This window comes from Microbacterium sp. DT81.1, assembly GCF_049844955.1.
GTDB lineage: Bacteria > Actinomycetota > Actinomycetes > Actinomycetales > Microbacteriaceae > Microbacterium.
The window spans coordinates 7339-23648 of the sequence record NZ_JBNCMA010000003.1; the positions used below are offsets into that span (position 1 = coordinate 7339).

The following is a 16310-nucleotide window of genomic DNA, read 5'->3' on the forward strand; positions in this document are numbered from 1 at the left end:
CCCGGGGCGCCCGGTGCACCCGCCGGGGGGGGGGGCCGGGGGGGGGCCCCCCGACCCGACATCGATCGCTACTCGGCGATGAACGCGAGGATGTCCTTGTCGAGCTCGGCCTGGTAGTCGCCGTAGATCCCGTGCGGAGCACCCGTGTACACCTTGAGCGTTCCGTGCTTCACGAGCTCCGCCGACTTCAACGAGGCGGCGGCGATCGGAACGATCTGGTCGTCGTCGCCGTGCGCGAGGAAGATCGGGACGTCGAGGGCTTTGAGGTCCTCGGTGAAGTCCGTCTCGGAGAACGCCTTCACGCAGTCGTACGCCGCGGCCAGGTTCACGAGCATCCCCTGGCGCCAGAAGTCGTCGCGCGCCCCCTCGGAGACGTTCGCACCATCGCGGTTCGCGCCGAAGAACGGCACCGAGAGGTCCTGGTAGAACTGCGACCGATCCTTCAGGACGCCGTCTCGGATGCCGTCGAACGCCTCGATCGGGGTGCCTTCGGGGTTGCCGTCCGACTTGACCATGATCGGCGGCACCGCGCCGGCCGTGATGACCTTCGCAACGCGGCCCGCCCCGTGCTGCGCGGCGTAGCGGACCACCTCGCCGCCCCCGGTGGAGTGGCCGATCAGCACGAGGTCGTGCAGGTCCAGCGCCTCGACCAGTTCTGCGAGGTCACGCGCGTAGGTGTCCATGTCGTTGCCGGTGTAGGTCTTCGACGAGCGACCATGGCCGCGCCGATCGTGGGCGATGGCGCGATATCCGGCGTCGGCGAGGAGCTTCAGCTCCACCTGCCACGCATCGGAGGAAAGGGGCCAGCCGTGGCTCAGCAGTACGGGCTGGCCGCTTCCCTGCTCGGTGTAGTAGATCTCGGTTCCGTCGGCGGTCGTGATGAAAGGCATTCGCTACTCTCTGTCAGCGGTCTGGATGAGTGGTTCCTCCACGCTACTGGCGGGCGCGCCGGTGTGGGCCGACCGCGGGCAGCCGGTCCACTCTCTTCACGGCTACGTCAGACGCCGTACTTCGGGAGTTCCTGCAGGGTCCACGTGTTGCCGTCCGGGTCGTCGAAGCTGACGAAGCGGCCCCATGCCTGCTCGTCGACCCCCTGGGCCTCTACACCCAGCGAGCGCAGGTGCTCCAGGGCCTCGTCGGCGTCGGGCACGACGACCTGGATGGTGTTCTGTCGCCCCGGTTCGAGGTCGTTTCCCATGCCGTAGCCGAACGCGATGGAGCACGCGGAGCCGGGGGGCGTCATCTGCACGAAGCGGAGGCCCTCGAAGGGCACCTGATCGTGGTCGGCGTGGAAGCCGATCTTCTCGTAGAAGTCCTTCGCGCGGTCGACATCGGTCACCGGCACGAAGATGAGCTCGATCTTCCAGTCCATGAGAGTTCCTTCCCGATTGAGCACCCGGGGTGGGCTGCCGTGCAGTCCACGTTACGGACGGGCGCCGACATCCGCAGCCCTCGCGAAGGGGCCCTCAGGCGGCAGGGGGAGTGATGGCGGGACGGCGTTCGATCAGCTCCCTGGCGAGCCCGGTCGACCCCGCGACCGCCGCAGGCATCGTCGCGACGGCGCCCAGCGGGACGAGGAAGCACAGCTGCGTCGCAACGCCGAACCCCAGCACACGGGCGCGGTTGCCGCGGCGCAGCGCGGCGCGTGCCCCGCGGTCGAGTCCGCGCGCCGCCAGCGCCCGCGACGACAGCTCGTCGGCCAGCAGCCAGCCGGTGAAGGCGACGCCGAAGACCGTGCCGAGCACGCCGCCGACGACAGGCACGAGCCCCAGCAGGCCCGCCACGACGGCGATTCCGGCGCCGCGCGCGACCAGTGAGAGCCCATCGCCGACGGAGCGCCAGAAGCCGTAGTCCGCGTCGGGGACCGTCTGGCCGAGATCCCGTTCCACTGCGCGCCAGATGCGCTCGTAGAAGGGCTCCCCGACGAGAAGGGTCAGAGCGGTGAACGTCACGGCCACCATCACGAGCGCGGCACCGAACATCGCGGTGCCGATCGCCGTCCGGATGACATCACGCCAGAGCCCGGGCCACCCGTTCGCGAACGGGGTGATCGACTCGGTCACTCCGGGGAGGGCGAAGCCCCACGAAACCAGCCCGGCCACCAGCACGATCGCCACGATCGCTGCCGGGATGAGCCCGAGCGCCATCAGCCCTGGTCGCCGTCGCCAGTAGGCGAACCCTCGCAGCAGCGCTGCCACACCGCCGATGAACTCCCGCACGGATCCAGACTAGATCGGAGGCGCAGAATCACCGGCGCTCTGCCGCGACGGCCGTGGGTGGTGCCCGTCCTCATCGCGGTGGCGGTGGCCGCGATCTTCGTCGTGCTGCTGACCGTCGGGCCGCCGGGCGGAGGCGAATATCGTCCGGCAACCCGATTCCCGTGTACCGGGAATACCGCTCCCTCTCTGGCGTTAAAACTTGAGCAAGCAGCACTCAAGTTTGATCCAGGAGGCTTTGTGCCCGACAACTTCACGCCCAACAACGGCGAAAACAACGACGGCTCGAGCGCGTTCGACGAGTTCCTCGCGCGCTATCTGCAGGGCGAGCAGGCGCGCGCGTCACGCTCGATCGACCTCAGCCGCTTCCTCAGCGCGCGCACGCAGGGCATCCTGCAGAATGCCGGGCGCTTCGCGCTGGAGCGCGGCCAGCGCGAGCTCGACGCGCTGCACGTTCTGCGCGTCATGGTCGAGGAAGAGCCGGCCAGGGATGCCGTGACCAGGGTCGGGGCGGACCCCGAGGCGATTGCTCGCGCCGCCGAGGACCGGCTGCCCGCTCGCACCGCGCCTGCATCCGTCGACGCCGCGATGATCGCTCCGTCCGTCCAGCGCGCGCTGTTCCACGCCTACCAGGTCGCTCGTGCCGCGGGCTCGACCTACGTCGACCCGGAGCACCTCTTCTTCGCGCTGGTGATAGGACAGGACGCCCCGGCGGGGCAGGTGCTCGCTCGGGCCGGAGTCACCGCAGAGTCGCTCACGCAGGGGATGCGCGAGTCCGTGATGCCGGATGCCGGCTCGGCCGGCGCGCCCGCCCCCGCGCAGCAGGGTGCCGCGGCATCCGACACTCCGATGCTCGACCAGTTCGGCACCGACCTCACCGCGCTCGCCCGTGAGGGCCGGCTCGACCCGGTGATCGGGCGCGCCGACGAGATCGAGCAGACGATCGAGATCCTCAGCCGTCGCACCAAGAACAACCCGGTGCTCGTCGGCGAGGCAGGCGTCGGCAAGACGGCGATCGTGGAGGGCCTCGCCCGCGCGATCGTCGACGGCTCGGTTCCCGAGCAGCTGCGCGACAAGCGCGTCGTCTCGCTCAACCTGCCGGGCATGCTGGCAGGCACGCGCTACCGCGGCGACTTCGAGGAGCGCCTGACGAAGACCATGGACGAGATCGCCGCCCACCGCGGTGAGCTGATCGTGTTCATCGACGAGGTGCACACGGTCGTGGGCGCCGGTGGCGCGGGTGATGGCGGCATGGACGCCGGCAACATCCTCAAGCCCCGCCTCGCTCGCGGCGAGCTGCACCTGGTCGGCGCGACGACGCTCAAGGAGTACCGCGTCGTGGAGAAGGACCCCGCCTTGGAGCGCCGCTTCCAGCCCGTCCGGGTGGGGGAGCCCTCGATCGAGGACGCCGTGCGCATCCTGCACGGCCTGCGCTCCGCGTACGAGGAGCACCACGGCGTCGGGTACACCGACGACGCTCTCCGCGCCGCGGTCGAGCTCTCCGATCGCTACCTCCCCGACCGCGTGCTGCCCGACAAGGCCATCGACCTGATCGACCAGGCCGGTGCGCGGCTGCGGCTGCGGCTCGGCGTGCGAGTGGATGTCGACGACCTCCTGCAGCAGCTCGCGAGCCTCGAGGCCGACAAGAACGCCGCCGTCTCCGCCGAGCACTACGAGGAGGCTTCGCGCATCCGCGATGACATCGCGGCGGTTCAGCGCAAGCTCGAGGAGGCCACGGCCACCAGGAGCGCCGTGGCCGACGCCCTGATCGACGAGGCGCAGATCGCCGCGGTCATCTCGCGTGCCACTGGCATCCCCGTGAACCGGCTCACCGAGGGTGAGCGGGAGCGTCTCGCGGTGCTCGAGCAGGAGCTGCACGACCGCGTCATCGGTCAGGACGACGCCGTGACGGCCGTTGCGAAGGCCGTGCGCCGCAACCGCACGGGCATGAGCGAAGCCAACCGCCCGGTCGGCAGCTTCCTCTTCCTGGGGCCTACCGGTGTCGGCAAGACGGAGCTCGCCAAGGCGCTCGCAAGCTCGCTGTTCGCCGATGACCCTTCGACAGGCTCAGGGACCGCCGTGCTGCGCTTCGACATGAGCGAGTACGGCGAGCGGCACACCGTGTCGCGGCTGGTCGGTGCGCCTCCGGGATACGTCGGCTACGACGAGGCCGGGCAGCTCACCGAGCGCGTGCGCCGCAACCCGTACTCGATCGTGCTGTTCGACGAGATCGAGAAGGCGCACCCCGATGTGTTCAACCTGCTGCTGCAGGTGCTGGATGACGGACGCCTGACCGACGGCCAGGGTCGCACCGTCGACTTCCGCAACACGGTCGTCATCATGACCTCGAACATCGGCAGCGAGTTCCTGGCGTCGCGCGCGGGCGCGATCGGCTTCCTCGCCGACGGCGGGGGGTCGACCGGCTTCGGCTCCGAGAAGGACCTGCGCGACCGGGTGATGGGCAAGCTGCGCGAGGCCATGCGGCCCGAGTTCCTGAACCGCATCGACGAGATCGTGCTGTTCCGCAAGCTCGACAAGCCGCAGCTGCGAGAGATCGTCCGGCTGCTGCTCGGCGCGACATCGGCCCGGCTTGCCGGCCGGGAGGTCGACCTCGAGGTCACCGAGGCGGCGGTGGACTGGCTCGCCGAGCACGGCTACGAGCCCGAGTACGGTGCCCGTCCGCTGCGTCGCCTCATCCAGCGCGAGGTCGATGACCGCATCGCCGAGGCGTTCGTCGACGGGTCGCTCGTCGACGGGGGAGCGGTGAGCGTGGATGCCGCCGGCGACGGGATCGTCGTGCGCGCCTCCCGGCCGCAGCTCGCGCAGGCGGCGTAGCCGGCATCACGCGAGGTTCCGGATCCGAGAATCGGACCGATTCTCGGTGCGCGGCGCGGGGGCTCAGCGCGGAGGCGGAAGCTCCAGCGCTGTGACCCCCGTCATCCCGAACCAGACGCGGCCGCCGTCGCCCTCGACGAAGACCGCGAGGACGCTGTCACAGGAGCTGCAGCGGGCCACCATGCCCATCCCGGTCGTGTAGACATCGCAGCGGCCGATCGCACCGTTCGCACCGCAGCCGTTGCAGCGCGCGTCGGCGGCCGTGGCATCCCACCCGAGCACATCGGCGAGGCGGCCGGCCAGTACGTTGCCGTCGAGCTTGGTCATCACGAACCTCCGAACCGCTCGGTGCGCACGTCGGCCGGCGCATGCCCGGCCTCGATCAACCACGATGCCACCGCTTCGACGAACGCGGTAGGGCCGCACACGTAGACACGCGGGCGGGATGCCGCGGGCACCGTCGCGGCATCCAGGGTGCTTCGCGTGACCCGGCCCGCGGGTGCCGCCCAGCCGTCCGGCGTGCGGCGCGTGTACACGAAGTCGAGTTGCAGCGTCCCCTGCGCGAGCCCTGCAAGCTCGTCCCGGAAGAACACGTCGTCCGGCGTTCGCACCGAGTACAGCAGGCGGAACTCCGTCGCATCCCCGGCGGCGGCATGCGCCGCGGCCATGGCGTACAGCGGCACGACGCCCGATCCGCCGGCGATGAGCTGCACCGGTCGGGGAGCGCCCCCGTCGAGGGGCGGTCGCCACACGAAGAATGCCCCCAGCGGTCCGTGCAGCTCGAGCTGGTCGCCCGCACGCAGGTCATGCACGAGGAACGGCGACACCTCGCCGTGGGGCAGTTCGTCGACCGCCAGCACGACGCGCGTGCCCTCGCCCGCCGAGGCGATCGAGTACGAGCGCGTCGCCTGGTAGCCGTCCGGCGCGGTGAGGCGGACGTCGAGGTGCGAGCCGGCATCGTTGCCTGGCCACGTCGGCACGTCGAGCACGATGCGGCGCGCGCTCGCGGTCTCCGGCCGCGATTCGACGACCACTGCGGTGTGCCAGGATGCGGGGCGCTTGCCTCTCACCAATACCGCTCCTCCTGCCACGGATCGCCGTGCAGGTGGTAGCCGTTCTGCTCCCAGAATCCGGGGTCGTCGCTCGGCATCGTCACGAGCCCGCGGATCCACTTGGCGCTCTTCCAGAAGTAGAGGTGCGGCACGAGCAGCCGCGCGGGGCCGCCGTGCTCGGGGTCGAGCGGCTCGCCGTCCGCCTCGAACGCGATCCAGCTCTTCCCGTCGAGCAGATCGTCGAGCGGAACGTTGGTCGTGTAGCCGCCGTAGGAATGCGCCATCACATAGTCGTGGCTTGTCTCCACGTCCTCGAAGATCTTGTCGAGCGGCACGCCCCGCCAGGGCATCTCCAGCTTCGACCAGTGCGTGACGCAGTGGATGTCGGTGGTGATGTCCTCGATGCCGAGGGCACGCAGTTCATCCCAGGTCCAGCGGTGCGCGCCGTTCTCGGTCTGCACCGTGAACTCCCAGTCCTCGGTCTCGACCTGCGGTGTCGGACCCGCCGAGAGCACCGGCCAGTCCGAGACGAGCGTCTGACCCGGTGGCAGTCGCGGATCGCGGTCGCCCCGCCGGCCGGAGAATCCTCGAGTGATGAATGACATGGCACCCCTTTCTCTGACGCTCACACTAGTGACCCGGCGCGCCGGGCGGCGCGCTCGCGGCAAGCCGGTCGCCGTCGGCATCCACTCATAAGGTGAAAGCAGGGCACAGAAGGCCCGACAGCGCCGGAAGGGCCGCGGATGCAGATAGCCAGCACGTCGACGCAGCGCACCTATCGCTATCTCAGACTGTCGATCGTGGGTGCGGTGGTGCTGCTGTTCGTCGCGCTCGCCATCACGATCGTCCACTTCGGCCCCATGCTCTCCGTCAGCGCTGCGATCTACACACCGGCACGCAACATCTTCGTCGGTTCCAACTTCGCCGTCGCACTCGCGCTCCTCGCACTGTCCGGACGCAGCCTCTCTCAGGCTCTGCTGGATTACGCCGCCATCGCAGGCGCGCTGATCGCGACCGTTCCGGCTCCTCTCGAGCCGGGTCAGCTTCCGCCGTCGGAGGCCGACCTCGCGGGGGTGCAGGTGGGCCTTCTCTCCTTGCTCATCGTGGGCGTCGCTGCGCTTGTCGCCATCGTCGCCGTGGCGGTGGTGCAGCACACCCTGACGCCGGCCATCGGATTGGGCATCGCCGTTGCCGCGGTGATCATCGTGGCGGTGGCCGTCTGGTGGCTGGTGTCGCCGATCTCGTTCCTCGCCTGGGCGCACATCGTGGCGGCGTTCACCTTCTTCGTGCTGATCGCGGCGGTGTCGGGGCTCGCCGCGTGGACGGTCGACGAGACGAGCAATGACGCCGCCGCGGCGACCCGGGCGATGTACCGCGTGCTGTACTCCGCGATCGCGATCGGCATCCTCGTCGCACTGGCGTTCCTGGTGGTCGTCATCGTGCTCGAGACGCAGGGGATCGATCTGGTCGAGGCGACCGGGCTGCCGCTGATCTTCATCGGCGAGGCGGCGGCTCTGCTTCTGTTCGCCGCGTTCTGGCTCATCCAGACCGTCGAGCTGTGGGACGAGCCGGATCCCCGGCTGCGGGTGGCGCCGGGGGAGTGAGGCCCGTCATCCGTCGGTCAGTGGCGATCGGCTGCTCGCTCGAGGAAGCGGCGCACCGTTTCGGCGGATGCCGCATGGTCCGCGACATCCGGTTCGCCGGACATCGTGATCGTTCCGACGAGCCGGCCGCCTTCGAAGATCGGGATGGCGCCACCGTGCGCCCGCAGCAGGTCGTGGTCGACATCCGTGCGGTCCTCGAACGGGGTGCCGTCGGCCTCGTGGCGTCGGCGGACGAGCAGCGAGGGCTCACCGAAGCGCTCCGCGACCGCGGCCTTTCCCCCGAGCCAGGGGTCGTTGCCGGAGTCCGTCGTCCCGAGCTTCGCGACGAACACCTCCGCGCCGTGCAGCACGACGCGGACCGCGAGGTTCGCGCCGAGCTCACGGATCACCTCGACACCGATGAGCCCGAGGTCGACGGCGTCTTCGCGACCGAACACGTCGACGTCGAATCGCGGCTCCGCCTCGAGATCGGCGATCGTGAACACGGGAAGCTGTGTCATGCGGGTTCTCCTCGAAGCTCGGGTCGAGCCTAGTAGCGTCGAACGCATGACACGGCGCCCACCGACGACCACAGTCACTGCGGCGCGGCCGTGGGCGGTGGCGCGCGGGATCGCGCTGTGGGCGCTCGGCGGGTTGCTCGGCGTCGCGGGCGCATCTCACCTGACGTGGGGGCGGCGCGGGTATCGCATCGTGGTTCCGGACTGGGCGACCGCGCTCACGAGGCTGGACAAGGACGCGATCGTGGTCGGCTCCGGAGTGGTCGAGCTGATGCTGGCCGGCGCGCTGGTGGCGCTGCCGCGGGAGCGGACGCGGATCGGGTGGCTCGTCGCCGCGTTCTTCGTCGCGGTGTTCCCGGGCAACTTCCACCAGTGGCAGACGGGCCGCTCGGCGCCGCTGCTGCGCACCGACAGGGCGCGCTTCGTTCGCCTGCTGCTGCAGCCGGTGCTCGTCGCGTGGGCGATCTGGGGCACCCGTGGCCGCTGAATCGAACCTGACATGTCGATCGTTCGGTGCGCCGGGTGCGCCCCGACTCGTCGTGCTCGTCGGGGTCGGCATCTCGATGGCCGTCGACCCTCTGCCGGCGGTGACGGCCGGCCGCGACATCCGCGTGCTCGCTGTTGGGGTCGACGGGGCGGCCATCGATGAGCCGGGCGCGCACGGCGGCGAGACACCGGCGGAGTCGACAGCGGCCACGCTCGCCGATCGGATCCGTGAAGAGCTGGACGACGCCGTCGCCACCGCGGGACTCGTGGCGTACCGAGCGGCCGGAGATGTGGCGCTGCGAGTCACCGCGCTGCTCGGCGACTCGATCGATCGGCTCGTGCTCGTCGCGGTGCCTGCCCCGGCTGCGCCGCTCGACCAGCAGGAGCTCGGGCGGACGATCGAGCCGATCATCGCAAAGACCCTCATCATGAACGGCCAGCGCGATCCGGATGCCGCCGCGGCGGACGCGCGTTGGTACAAGGAGCACATCCGGTCGGCGCGCGTCGAGATGATCCCGGGCCACGGGCAGCTCGCTCTTCCGGATGCCTGGGACCGCGCGCTCTCCCACGCGGCTCCCGGGACGAAGGGCCGGTAGCCGGTGCGGGAGCTCGATGTGCGTCTCGCGGACGGTTCGGTGCTGCACGCGTTTGACGTGCCGGTCGCTCACCCGCCGCGCTGGGCGCTCGCGTGGCACCACGGCTCGCGCAGACCGGTGCGCCGCTCGCCCCGTGATCGAGGCGGCCGCCGAACGACTGCGCGGGATCGAACTCCGCCGTCTCCTCGAAGGCGGCCCGCGCCGCTCTTCCATTGAAGGCCGAGCGGATGGCGCCGGGTGAAGCCATCCCGGCGAACCAGTCGAACTCGGTGGACTACGCGGTGCCCGACGTTCTGGACTGGCTGCTGCGGCGGGCCTGAGCGCGGTCGGAACCGCTCCGCTGTGCAGCGCGCCCGGCACTTTCCCAGGCTGACCTGGCTCTTCTCACAGCCTCACCAACATCTCCTCCCAGCGAACGAACGCTGCCGTCCGGTAACTTCGGAGTTGCATGCAGGCCCGCCTGGGCCGGCCGATGAGGGCAAGGCGATAGGACCGCCCCATTCCAGGAGGGCACTCAGACGAGGGGCTCGCGTCGGGCACGACTCCGACCTGGAGCACGCTTCACACCGCCGATCAGAGGCCCTATTCGTCGCGCTCATGCCACGGCGGGCACCGAGCCGACACATCCATCAAGGAGAGCCATGGGCAGTACTCAGGACCGCCACCCGATCGGCCACCACCCGCCCGCAGCAGGGTGGTATCCGGATGCGCAGGTCGCCGGCCAGATCCGCTACTTCGACGGCCGGTCGTGGACCCAGCACACGGCCCCGGCGATCCGCAGTCTGGATGTCGCGAACGCCGCAGCCGCGCCCAAGACGAAGCGCCAGACCGGCCTCTGGATCATGGTCGGCGTCACCGCCGCTCTCGTCGCGCTGGTCTTCGCGCTGAGGGTTGCGAACCTCGGATCCGACGATGGCGCGGCCGGCGACACGGCCGCCCAAGCGCCGGCCGCCGAGGCGCCGGCTGTCGTTGAGGAACAGGCTGCAGAGTCCGCCGACGAGTCCCCTGCCGAACCGGAAGCGCCTGCCGCATCCGGCCTCACCCTCGCGCAGCAGAACGCCGTCGAGCGCGCGCGGGGTTACCTCGACGTTTCCTCGTTCACCCGCGACACCCTGCTCGACGCGCTGCTGTACAAGGGGTTCAGCCAATCCGAGGCCGAGGCCGCACTCGCAGCCGTCGGCTACTAGGCACTGGCCCGGTATTCGCACCAGATTGATCGTGGGAGCGCGGGCATGGTTCAGCCGGGTGGCGGATCACGAGCGCCCACGAGCACGGAGGTCGGAATCCCCACTCCGCACGTGTGAGAATTCAGTCGGCCCTCGACAGACAGGCAAGTCCCCCCAATGATCTCGACCTTCATCGCGATCGCCGTGCTGCTCGCGAGCGCGGTGCTCCTGATCGCCCTCCGGCCCCGCGCGGAGCGCGACATCGCGATCAGCGCTCGCGCGGCCCGGATCACGGGTTCCATGCCGGTCGCCTCGACCGATGCGCCCGACGCGGCGGCCGCCCTTGCCGCAGCCGAGGCGGTGGGGGGCTCGATGATCCAGGCGGGGTATTCGGTCGAGACGGTGCAGGACGTGCTCCGCGACATCGCCCACGTCAACAACCTCCCCGAGAGCGAGGTGCTCGTGTTCCCGAACGCGCTCCTCGTCTCCGCGCGGGGGCAGGGACAGCACCGCACGGGCGCGGTCGCCGGCGCCGACGGGCAGTTGCTGCTCTCGCAGATCGACGAGGTGCAGCGAACCGTGGATGCCGCCCGGACGGGCGTGCTCGACCCTGCTTCGACGGTGAAGCGCATCGAGCGCATCCGTGACATGCCGCCCACCTATGGACGTGTCGTCCGCGTGATCGGCTACGCGTTCCTGAGCGGCGCGCTCTCCGTGCTGCTGGGTGCATCGTGGACCGGCGTGTCCCTCTCCGCCGCTCTCGGGCTGATCACCGGAGCCGCGCTCCTCCTCAGCGAGCGCGTTCCGCGGCGCTACGGCGCACTGATCACCGTCGGGATCGCCTTCGTCGTGGCCGTGGTCGTGTTCTCTCTTCTGCGGGCGGGATGGGGCTCCGGCATCCTCGCCGCACTGCTGGCTCCACTCGTGGTCCTGCTGCCCGGCGCGCTGCTCACCACCGCCGTGCTCGAATTGTCGATGGGGCACATGATCTCCGGAGCGGGCAGAGCGGCCGCCGGGGCCATGCAGCTGGTGCTGCTCAGCGCAGGCATCGTGACGGCGGGTGCGCTGGTCGGCGTGCCGGACTTCGACTTCGCCCGGCACCCGGATCTGCTGGGACCGGTGGCGCCGTGGATCGCCGTCGCCGTCTTCGGCATCTCGATCTCGGTGCACCGGTGCGCGCCGCGGCGAGCCATTCCCTGGATCCTGCTGGTGCTCTACATCGCGTACGCGGCCCAGGTGCTCGGAGACGTCTTCCTGGGCGGCGTTGTCTCAGCCTTCGTGGGCGCTCTGTGCGTGACGCCGGTGACCGCCCTCGTAGCGCGGCAGCCAACCGGGCCTGCGGCCCTCGTCAGCTTCACCCCCGCCTTCTCGCTGCTCGTGCCGGGTGCGATCGGGCTTGTGGGGGTGGCCGACGTGCTGGGAGGCGACCGGGCGGCGGCCGCATCCCTCGTCGCGACCCTCTCGACGATGGTCGCCATCGCCCTCGGCGTTCTGGCCGGCTCGAGCCTGTCGAATCGGATGCGCCGGCCGGCGCTCTGACCCGCCATCGCCGGATCGCACGCGCCGCGCCCGCCCAGCAGAACCGTCACCGCGCTTTGGTGTGGTGCCATGACCGCGACGCAGGATGGGAGGCGATGATTCGACGTGCGACGTCCAGACGTCCGGGCACGAAAAAGGGTGCGACGGCCGGTCGGCCGCCGCACCCTCGGCGAGGGGTTACGGAGCGACCGGAACGAGCACCCGGTCGATCGTGTGGATGACGCCGTTCGACGCCTGGATGTTGATCGCGCGCAGTACGAGCACAGGATTGCGCAGGTCGGCGTTCTGATCGCGCAGGACGGGGCCGAGCGGCCTGATCACGAGACCGTTCGCCATGACGATCGTCCGCGACGTCAGCACGTCGAGCGGCCCGAGCTTCTTGTCCGCCACCACGTGGTACAGCAGGATATTGCTGATCTGCGGGATGCTGAAAGTTCCGACGATGGCGGCGAGCGCATCCGCTTCGCTTGCCGGCACCGTGCCGGTCAGATCGCCTACAAGCCGCAGGAACGCCCGGTCGTTGGGGGCGAAGACGGTGAACTGGCGGCTGGCATCGGCGAGCACGGTCGCGAGATCGGTCGCGATCAGAGCCTGCACCAGGATGTCGTAGTCGCCCAGGTTGTTGTCAGGCGTTCCACCACCCGATGCCGCGACGGCGACCTCGACGATGTTCTGTGGAGGCGCTGCGGCGCCCGTCGCGTTCGCGGGAACGGCAGATCCCAGCACGAGCGCCGCAGCGGCGACCGCAGCGGCAATGGTCTTCTTCATGGTCGTAACTCCCTTGTTTCGTACGGATACGCGGGACGGGTCCGGGGATGAAGGTCTCCGGCAGGTCCCAGTGAGTTCTTCCGTGCCGGGGCGGCATTCGGATGCACCAAGACGGAAATGATTCGCGAGGAGGGCAGAATTGCTCCATGCGCATCGTGGTGCTCACCGGCGCCGGCATCTCCGCGGAGAGCGGGGTGCCCACCTTCCGCGGACCGGACGGGCTGTGGGAGGGCCACCGCGTCGAGGATGTGGCGACCCCGGAGGCGTTCGAGCGCGATCCCGAGACGGTGCACGCCTTCTACGACGCCCGGCGGGCTGCCCTGGCATCCGTCTCGCCGAACGCGGCCCATCGCGCGCTCGCCCGCCTCGAGGGTGGAATCGGCGACGAGCTGCTCGTCGTCACGCAGAACGTCGACGATCTGCACGAACGCGCCGGCACCCGCAGCCTCGTGCACATGCACGGCGAGCTGCGCAAGGCGCTGTGCGGCGCGTGCGGCGCGCGGGTGCCCTGGAACGGCACGCTGGCCGACGAGCCGCCGTGCCCGTCCTGCGGGGCGCGGATGCTGCGACCGGATGTCGTCTGGTTCGGCGAGATGCCGTACGAGCTCGAGCGCATCGAGCAGGCCGTCATCTCGTGCGACATGTTCGTCGCCATCGGGACATCCGGCGAGGTTTACCCCGCCGCCGGTTACGTCGCCCTCGCGGCGGCGTTCGGGGCCCATACGGTCGAGCTCAACCTCGCGCCGTCCGAGGGGGTCGTGCCGTTCGACGAGGTCCGGGCGGGACTTGCCACCGAGGTCGTCCCCGCCTGGGTGGACGAGGTGCTCGCGCACCGCTGAGCGCGGCTCCCACCGTCAGCGGCGAGTGGACACCGTCACGGTGAACTTCGCGTTGCGGGCCACCTGTCGCGTCGGCCCGACCAGGCGCTCGAGCGCCGGTCGATAGCGCTGCGGCGAGTTCCACACGGCCCACAGCTGGCCGCCCGGTGCCAGAGCGCGCCCGGCCTCCGCGAAGAGGGGCTCGGCCACGCCGCCCGGCACAGCGGCGCCCGCGTGGAACGGCGGGTTCAGCGCCACGAACGATGCGGTCGCGTCCGGACGCGCCTCCAGACCGAGGTCGCGCACGACATGCACCCGGTCCCCGACGCCGTTCGCCTTCGCGGTCGCTTCGGCGGACGCGACGGCGGAGGCCGACTGGTCGCTCGCCACGATGCGGCGTTCCGGATGTCGCAGCGCGAGCCACGTCGCGATCACTCCGGTGCCGCACGCGAAGTCGATGATGTCGCCGCTCGGCGGCGGCGCGACGTCGAGAAGCTGCTCGAGCAGGAACCGGGTGCCGATGTCCACCCCGGCGCCGGCGAACGCTCCACCGAACGCGCACACCAGGAGTTCGTCATCCAGTCCCGGCACGGCATGCGACAGCACTCGCGGCCTCAGCGCCGGCGCGGGTCGTCGGGTACCGGGCTCCCGCCCATCGAGCGGCTCTCGTGCGGTCAGCACGCGAGCCTTCTGCCGCGCGTGGGACACGTCGAGCCGGGCGAAGGAGCGCAGCAGAACCTCGTTCATCGCCGTGCTCATGTGCTTGAGCATCCCGCCGGCGTAGACGATCACGTCGCGGTCGGCGTGCACGGCGACGAGCGCCGAGACGTCGTCGAGCGCGTCGAGGGCGCGGGGGAGTCGGAGCAGTACCACCCGCGCTCCGGTCAGGACTTCCGGCCCGAGCGGCAGCGAGCGGAACACGTTCTCGACGCCGAACTGGGAGGCGTTGGCCGCGAGCGCGCGCTCGCCCGAGAGCGGATCCTGATGCACCCGGATGCCGGTGGCCCCGTCATCCGCCGCCCCCAGAGTCAGCGCGCCATAGCCGTCGCCGATGACCACGACCGTGCCTGCCGGTGCCGCACGCCTTGCCTCCGAGGATTCGTCGAGCACCAGTCGGTCGGCCGCATCCGAGGCCCGCAGTTCCCGTGCATCGACGTCCGGCCAGCGGCGGAGGGCGTCGAGCGAGAACGGGCGGGGCACCTGCTCATTCTCGCGCAGGGTGCCGGCGGGGTCCGCACGCACGAAAGCCCGCGCCGACCGAGGTCGACGCGGGCTCCCGTGTGCCGTGATGCGCGACTAAGAGCTGACGGACTGGCGGGCGGCCGCTGCCCGGTCGTCGCTGAGGCGCTCCTCGTCGATGCGATCGAGGTCGTGCAAGGACGAGCCCTTCGTCTCACGCAGCGACAGCACCGCAACGAGGCTGACCGCCGCCGCGAGCGCCAGGTAGATCGCCACCGGCACCCAGGTGCCGTACTCGCGCAGCAGCCAGGTGGCGATGATGGGCGCGAGCGAGCCCGCGATGATCGAGGTGACCTGGTAGCCCAGCGAGACGCCCGAGTACCGCATCCGCGTCGGGAACATCTCGCTCATGATCGCCGGCTGCGGCGCGTACATGAAGGCGTGGATGAAGAGGCCGAGGCAGATCGCGAGCAGGATGACGACGGGGCTCTTGGTGTCGAACATCGGGAACGCGAAGAACCCCCACGTGGCGGCCAGGAGCACGCCGATCAGGTAGACCGGCTTGCGGCCGACGCGGTCGGTGAGCCCGCCGATCAGCGGGATCACGATCATGTGCACGATGTGCGCGATGACCATGTAGCCCAGGATCTCAGAGGTGTTCACTTCGTTGAAGACGAGATACGTGATCGAGAAGGTCACCACGAGGTAGTACATGATGTTCTCCGCGAACCGGAGCCCCATCGCCGTGAACACACCACGCGGGTAGCGCCGGAGCACCTCCCAGACGCCGTATCGCACGTGCTTCTGCTCCTCGACCTGCTTCTGCACCTCGAGGAAGATCGGGGCGTCCGTCACACGCGTGCGGATGTAGTATCCGACGGCGACGATCACGGCGGACAGCCAGAAGCCGATGCGCCATCCCCACGAGAGGAACTGCTCCTCGGTGAGGGTGCGGCTGAGGACCAGCAGCACGACGGTCGCCAGGAGGTTGCCGATCGGCACCGCGGCTTGTGGGAACGACGACCAGAAGCCGCGCGACTTGTCGGGGGAGTGCTCCGCGACGAGCAGCACCGCCCCGCCCCACTCCCCGCCGACGGCGAAGCCCTGCGCGAAGCGGAGCGTCACCAGGAGGGCCGGTGCCAGGTATCCGACCTGGGCGTAGGTCGGCAGGCATCCCATCAGGAAGGTCGCCACGCCCACCAGGATGATCGCGATTTGGAGCAGCTTCTTGCGCCCGTACTTGTCGCCGAAGTGTCCGAAGACGATGCCGCCGAGCGGCCGCGCGACGAAGCCGACGGCATACGTCACGAAGGCGGCGATGATCGGCGTCAGTGGGTCTTCCGACGGCGGGAACATGATCTTGTTGAAGACCAGCGTCGCGGCGGTGGCGTAGAGGAAGAACTCGTACCACTCGACGACGGTGCCGGCCATCGACGCCGTGACGACGCGCCGAAGACTCGATTGCTTCACATCGGGCGTGGTGCTGCTGCCTCGGGGCGATGTGGCTGAAGCCATGCGCTTGTTACCTCCTTGTAGGGCGCGAGACGGCACAGA

The 16310-nt window shown here is 70.0% G+C and carries 17 protein-coding genes; 7 read left to right on the forward strand and 10 right to left on the reverse strand.

The genetic code is table 11. The annotated features are described in order from the left end of the window. Positions 1-68: 68 nt before the first annotated feature. The 3 genes from ACLQ2Q_RS08530 to ACLQ2Q_RS08540 form a co-directional block, all read right to left on the reverse strand. Positions 69-890 carry an alpha/beta fold hydrolase gene (locus ACLQ2Q_RS08530; protein WP_425819994.1) on the reverse strand — a complete coding sequence of 274 codons (822 nt, stop codon included), beginning with the start codon at positions 888-890 and terminating at the stop codon, positions 69-71. A gap of 107 nt (positions 891-997) precedes the next feature. Next, complete coding sequence (locus tag ACLQ2Q_RS08535) at positions 998-1372, reverse strand: GNAT family N-acetyltransferase (protein ID WP_425819996.1); 375 nt, start codon at positions 1370-1372, stop codon at positions 998-1000. Between the two features lie 94 nt (positions 1373-1466). Next, positions 1467-2219 (reverse strand): EI24 domain-containing protein, encoded by a 753-nt coding sequence (locus ACLQ2Q_RS08540; RefSeq protein WP_425819998.1) that lies wholly within the window; start codon positions 2217-2219, stop codon positions 1467-1469. Positions 2220-2456: 237 nt separating this feature from the next. Between ACLQ2Q_RS08540 and ACLQ2Q_RS08545 the strand changes: the two genes are divergently transcribed. Then, positions 2457-5051, forward strand: coding sequence for an ATP-dependent Clp protease ATP-binding subunit (locus ACLQ2Q_RS08545; protein ID WP_425820000.1), 2595 nt, complete (start codon positions 2457-2459; stop codon positions 5049-5051). 63 nt (positions 5052-5114) lie between these two features. Here the strand turns inward: ACLQ2Q_RS08545 and ACLQ2Q_RS08550 are convergent, their stop codons facing one another. The 3 genes from ACLQ2Q_RS08550 to ACLQ2Q_RS08560 are packed head-to-tail and all read right to left on the reverse strand — an operon-like array spanning position 5115 to position 6708. Further along, a complete protein-coding gene (locus ACLQ2Q_RS08550) occupies positions 5115-5378 on the reverse strand; it encodes a DUF6510 family protein (protein WP_425820002.1) in 264 nt (87 codons plus the stop codon). Then, the gene (locus tag ACLQ2Q_RS08555) at positions 5378-6121 is read right to left on the reverse strand and encodes an FAD-binding oxidoreductase (RefSeq protein WP_425820004.1); all 744 of its coding nucleotides are present in this window, start codon (positions 6119-6121) and stop codon (positions 5378-5380) included. The genes ACLQ2Q_RS08550 and ACLQ2Q_RS08555 overlap by 1 nt, the downstream gene beginning before the upstream one ends. Beyond that, positions 6118-6708 (reverse strand): molybdopterin-dependent oxidoreductase, encoded by a 591-nt coding sequence (locus tag ACLQ2Q_RS08560; RefSeq protein ID WP_425820006.1) that lies wholly within the window; start codon positions 6706-6708, stop codon positions 6118-6120. The genes ACLQ2Q_RS08555 and ACLQ2Q_RS08560 overlap by 4 nt, the downstream gene beginning before the upstream one ends. A 138-nt stretch (positions 6709-6846) precedes the next feature. On the opposite strand from ACLQ2Q_RS08560, the gene ACLQ2Q_RS08565 reads away from it, so the two are divergent. Next, positions 6847-7707 carry a hypothetical protein gene (locus ACLQ2Q_RS08565; RefSeq protein WP_425820008.1) on the forward strand — a complete coding sequence of 287 codons (861 nt, stop codon included), beginning with the start codon at positions 6847-6849 and terminating at the stop codon, positions 7705-7707. A 17-nt stretch (positions 7708-7724) separates the two neighbouring features. Here the strand turns inward: ACLQ2Q_RS08565 and ACLQ2Q_RS08570 are convergent, their stop codons facing one another. Beyond that, positions 7725-8207: a heme-binding protein gene (locus ACLQ2Q_RS08570; RefSeq protein ID WP_425820010.1), complete on the reverse strand. Its 483-nt coding sequence runs from the start codon at positions 8205-8207 to the stop codon at positions 7725-7727. Between the two features lie 46 nt (positions 8208-8253). Here ACLQ2Q_RS08570 and ACLQ2Q_RS08575 point away from each other — a divergent pair, with 46 nt between their 5' ends. From ACLQ2Q_RS08575 to ACLQ2Q_RS08590, 4 genes are all read left to right on the forward strand, one after another. Then, the gene (locus ACLQ2Q_RS08575; RefSeq protein ID WP_425820012.1) at positions 8254-8691 is read left to right on the forward strand and encodes a DoxX family protein; all 438 of its coding nucleotides are present in this window, start codon (positions 8254-8256) and stop codon (positions 8689-8691) included. Further along, complete coding sequence (locus ACLQ2Q_RS08580; protein ID WP_425820014.1) at positions 8681-9286, forward strand: alpha/beta fold hydrolase; 606 nt, start codon at positions 8681-8683, stop codon at positions 9284-9286. The genes ACLQ2Q_RS08575 and ACLQ2Q_RS08580 overlap by 11 nt, the downstream gene beginning before the upstream one ends. 641 nt (positions 9287-9927) lie before the next feature. After that, on the forward strand, positions 9928-10473 hold the full coding sequence (locus ACLQ2Q_RS08585; protein WP_425820016.1) for a DUF2510 domain-containing protein: 546 nt from the start codon (positions 9928-9930) through the stop codon (positions 10471-10473). Between the two features lie 156 nt (positions 10474-10629). Next, positions 10630-11991 (forward strand): threonine/serine exporter family protein, encoded by a 1362-nt coding sequence (locus tag ACLQ2Q_RS08590; RefSeq protein WP_425820018.1) that lies wholly within the window; start codon positions 10630-10632, stop codon positions 11989-11991. A gap of 177 nt (positions 11992-12168) precedes the next feature. Here the strand turns inward: ACLQ2Q_RS08590 and ACLQ2Q_RS08595 are convergent, their stop codons facing one another. Continuing rightward, positions 12169-12759 carry a fasciclin domain-containing protein gene (locus tag ACLQ2Q_RS08595; protein WP_425820020.1) on the reverse strand — a complete coding sequence of 197 codons (591 nt, stop codon included), beginning with the start codon at positions 12757-12759 and terminating at the stop codon, positions 12169-12171. 146 nt (positions 12760-12905) lie between these two features. Between ACLQ2Q_RS08595 and ACLQ2Q_RS08600 the strand changes: the two genes are divergently transcribed. Next, positions 12906-13598 (forward strand): NAD-dependent deacylase, encoded by a 693-nt coding sequence (locus ACLQ2Q_RS08600; protein ID WP_425820022.1) that lies wholly within the window; start codon positions 12906-12908, stop codon positions 13596-13598. 15 nt (positions 13599-13613) lie between these two features. Here ACLQ2Q_RS08600 and ACLQ2Q_RS08605 read toward each other — a convergent pair whose 3' ends face one another. Both ACLQ2Q_RS08605 and ACLQ2Q_RS08610 read right to left on the reverse strand, forming a co-directional pair. Then, entirely contained in the window at positions 13614-14777 is a 1164-nt protein-coding gene (locus tag ACLQ2Q_RS08605) for a class I SAM-dependent methyltransferase (protein ID WP_425820024.1), read from the reverse strand. 96 nt (positions 14778-14873) lie between these two features. Beyond that, the gene (locus tag ACLQ2Q_RS08610) at positions 14874-16271 is read right to left on the reverse strand and encodes an MFS transporter (RefSeq protein WP_425820026.1); all 1398 of its coding nucleotides are present in this window, start codon (positions 16269-16271) and stop codon (positions 14874-14876) included. Positions 16272-16310 lie beyond the last annotated feature (39 nt).

Coding starts and splice junctions, on each gene's coding strand:
- ACLQ2Q_RS08530 (WP_425819994.1), bottom strand. CDS start 890: ATGCCTTTCATCACGACCGCCGACGGAACCGAGATCTACTACACCGAG.
- ACLQ2Q_RS08535 (WP_425819996.1), bottom strand. CDS start 1,372: ATGGACTGGAAGATCGAGCTCATCTTCGTGCCGGTGACCGATGTCGAC.
- ACLQ2Q_RS08550 (WP_425820002.1), bottom strand. CDS start 5,378: ATGACCAAGCTCGACGGCAACGTACTGGCCGGCCGCCTCGCCGATGTG.
- ACLQ2Q_RS08560 (WP_425820006.1), bottom strand. CDS start 6,708: ATGTCATTCATCACTCGAGGATTCTCCGGCCGGCGGGGCGACCGCGAT.
- ACLQ2Q_RS08565 (WP_425820008.1), top strand. CDS start 6,847: ATGCAGATAGCCAGCACGTCGACGCAGCGCACCTATCGCTATCTCAGA.
- ACLQ2Q_RS08570 (WP_425820010.1), bottom strand. CDS start 8,207: ATGACACAGCTTCCCGTGTTCACGATCGCCGATCTCGAGGCGGAGCCG.
- ACLQ2Q_RS08575 (WP_425820012.1), top strand. CDS start 8,254: ATGACACGGCGCCCACCGACGACCACAGTCACTGCGGCGCGGCCGTGG.
- ACLQ2Q_RS08585 (WP_425820016.1), top strand. CDS start 9,928: ATGGGCAGTACTCAGGACCGCCACCCGATCGGCCACCACCCGCCCGCA.
- ACLQ2Q_RS08590 (WP_425820018.1), top strand. CDS start 10,630: ATGATCTCGACCTTCATCGCGATCGCCGTGCTGCTCGCGAGCGCGGTG.
- ACLQ2Q_RS08595 (WP_425820020.1), bottom strand. CDS start 12,759: ATGAAGAAGACCATTGCCGCTGCGGTCGCCGCTGCGGCGCTCGTGCTG.
- ACLQ2Q_RS08600 (WP_425820022.1), top strand. CDS start 12,906: ATGCGCATCGTGGTGCTCACCGGCGCCGGCATCTCCGCGGAGAGCGGG.
- ACLQ2Q_RS08610 (WP_425820026.1), bottom strand. CDS start 16,271: ATGGCTTCAGCCACATCGCCCCGAGGCAGCAGCACCACGCCCGATGTG.